Here is a 2,829-nt window from a genome sequence, read left to right on the forward strand (position 1 = left end):
GCGTGAGCAGGCGCTTGTCGATGTAATTGACGTTTTGCAACGGCGGAGGCAGCTTGAAGTGCAAGCCAGGTTCGGTGATCACTTCCTTGATCTGACCCAAGGCATAGACCACGCCAAACTGACGCTGATCCACCACGAACAAAGTAGAGCTGAGCAGTGCAAAGACCACCAGCAAACTGGAAAACAACAATCCGATGCGATTCATTTTTTTATTCCTTAGCGTGGATCGCGGCTGCGCGAACGTTCGAGATCCCGGGACCGTGTGTCGACCGAGCCGTTGGCCGTGTTGCTGCCCGACGTTGGCGAAGAGACATCCATGGCAGGAGGCGCCACCTGTGTCACTTGTTGCATGATTTTGTCGAGTGGCAAGTACAACAAGTTGGAACCGGACTTGCTGTCCACCAACACCTTGGTCACATTGCCGTAAATCTGCTGCATGGTGTCTGTGTACATGCGGTCACGCATGACTTGGGGCGACTTCTGGTACTCGGGCAAGATGGTCCGAAAACGCTGTGCATCACCTTCGGCTTGCGCCACGATGCGCTCACGGTAAGCATCGGCCTCTTCTTTCAGCCGTGAAGCCGTACCCACAGCGCGGGGCACCACATCGTTGGCATAGGCTTGTGCTTCGTTCTTGGCACGTTCACGTTCCTGGCCGGCTTTCAAGACATCGTCGAATGCCGCCTGAACTTGCTCAGGGGGACGCACGCCACCTTGTTGCAAGTTGATGCCCACCACCTCGATGCCCACTTTGTAGCGGTCCAGGATGGTTTGCATTTTTTCGCGCACGCGAGGGGCGATCTGGTCGCGCTCTTCGGCCAAAGCCGAATCCATCTTCATTTTGCCGACCACCTCACGCACAGCGGTCTCGGCCGCCTGCACCACCGCTTGGGTGGGGTCACGGCTTTCAAACAGGTAAGCCCGTGCATCGTTCAGGCGGTACTGGACAGCAAATTTGATTTCGACGATGTTTTCGTCTTCGGTCAGCATGGCCGACTCGCGCAGGCCTGTGGCTTTGACAATGTTGTCACGGCCAATGTCCACCGAGCGGATCTGGGTCACAAACACCAATTCGTGGCGTTGCACTGGGTAAGGCAAGCGCCAATTGAAACCGGCATTCACCGTCGAATGGTATTTGCCAAACTGGGTGATCACAGCTTGCTGACCTTCTTGGACAATGAAGAAGCCTGTGGCCAGCCACACCAAAAAAGCCGCACCCAGGATGACCCCGATGCCCAGGTTCTTGATGAAAGCAGGAATCTCGGGACCGCCCGAACCGCCACCAGAGCCACCCGGGCCTTGAGGCCGCTTTGGGCCCCCTTTGCCGCCAAAAATCTGACCGAGCTTGCGGTTGAAGTCACGCCACAACTCGTCCAAATCGGGCGGGCCATTTTGCTGTTGTTGCTGTCCACGGCCAGGTTGCTGCTGCCACGAATCGGGCCTCGGGTTGGCGCTGGGCGGTACTTCACCTTCAGGCTTGCTGCCAGCGTCATTGGAAGATTTGTCATCATCACGACCCCAACGTGGGTCATTGAGATTGAACATGCCTCGAATCTTGGCCGGAAGCAAGGACCATCTCAGGGCTGGCAGGTGAAAATTCATGGTTCTTTGTCTTTGTCAGGATGGCAAAACAACATTGTGCCTAATTTACAGGCCCATCAATTGAACGCATCGGGATATTCCCGGTTCAAGTCACGGGGATCATTCGGCGATGGAACAGATGCAGGCAAGGCGAGCTTGACCCGGTCTGACAAGGCCGAGCGCAACAAGGCCAAGCCTTCGCCACTTTGCGCGCTCAGGAAAATCCGGGGTACAGGCGCACCATCGAGCTCGTACACATCTTGCATTTGCAAGGGATAGCGCTCCGCGGCCAGGGCGTCCAACTTGTTGAACACCAACAACTGCGGCACCTGATCGGCCCCGATCTCGGCCAGCACTTTTTGCACCTCGGCCATTTGTTCCGGAAAGTCCGGGTTGGCAGCGTCCACCACATGCAGCAGCAAATCGGCGTCTGTGGCCTCTTGTAAAGTGGCTTGAAAGGCCTCCACCAAACCGTGTGGCAGGTCGCGGATGAAGCCCACCGTGTCCGACAAAGACACCGAACGGCCGGCCTCCCCTAAGTACAGCTGGCGCGTGGTGGTGTCCAGTGTGGCAAACAGTTGGTCAGCCGCATAAGCGCGGGCCTTGACCAAGGCATTGAACAAGGTTGACTTGCCGGCGTTGGTGTAGCCCACCAATGAGATGTTGAAAGTGTCACGCCGATCGCGCTGGCGACGCTGCGTGCTGCGCTGCTTTTTAACTTTGACCAATCGCTCTTTGATGCGCTTGATCGAATCGTTGATCATGCGGCGGTCCAGCTCAATTTGGGTCTCACCCGGGCCACCGCGCATGCCGATGCCGCCGCTTTGGCGCTCCAAGTGCGACCAACGCCGCACCAAACGCGTGCTCAGGTATTGCTGACGCGCCAAATCGACTTGCAGTTTGCCTTCATGGCTGCGTGCACGCTGGCCAAAAATTTCCAAAATCAACAAGGTCCGATCGTTCACCGGCAAGCCAATGTGGCGCTCCAGATTACGCTGCTGTGCAGGGCTCAGCGATTGGTCAAACACCACCTCCACGGCACCGTGCATGAGGGCCAGCGCTTTGATTTCGTCGGCTTTGCCGCTGCCCACAAAGAGCGCAGGGTCTGGTGCCTTGCGCTTGCAAGTCAGTCGAGCAACGGGTTTGAGGCCGCCCGATTCCGCAAGCAGACCCAACTCCTGCAGGTCGGCATCAAAATGGGGCAGCCCAAAGTCAACGCCGACCAGTAAGGTCGGCGCGGGTTGGTTG

General features: G+C 57.3%; 3 protein-coding genes. All 3 read right to left on the reverse strand.

All coding sequences use genetic code 11. The annotated features are described in order from the left end of the window. The coding region (locus Q0341_RS00680; protein WP_366522657.1) for an SPFH domain-containing protein at positions 1–205 on the reverse strand (205 nt) is incomplete at its 3' end. 11 nt (positions 206–216) lie between these two features. Continuing rightward, positions 217–1,602, reverse strand: a complete 1,386-nt coding sequence (gene hflK, locus Q0341_RS00685; RefSeq protein ID WP_299509861.1) for an FtsH protease activity modulator HflK — start codon at positions 1,600–1,602, stop codon at positions 217–219. A 56-nt stretch (positions 1,603–1,658) separates the two neighbouring features. Further along, positions 1,659–2,807 (reverse strand): GTPase HflX, encoded by a 1,149-nt coding sequence (hflX, locus tag Q0341_RS00690; RefSeq protein WP_299509863.1) that lies wholly within the window; start codon positions 2,805–2,807, stop codon positions 1,659–1,661. Positions 2,808–2,829: the final 22 nt, after the last annotated feature.

The sequence above is a fragment of the uncultured Limnohabitans sp. genome (assembly GCF_937889215.1).
In the GTDB taxonomy this organism is placed as follows: domain Bacteria; phylum Pseudomonadota; class Gammaproteobacteria; order Burkholderiales; family Burkholderiaceae_C; genus Limnohabitans_A.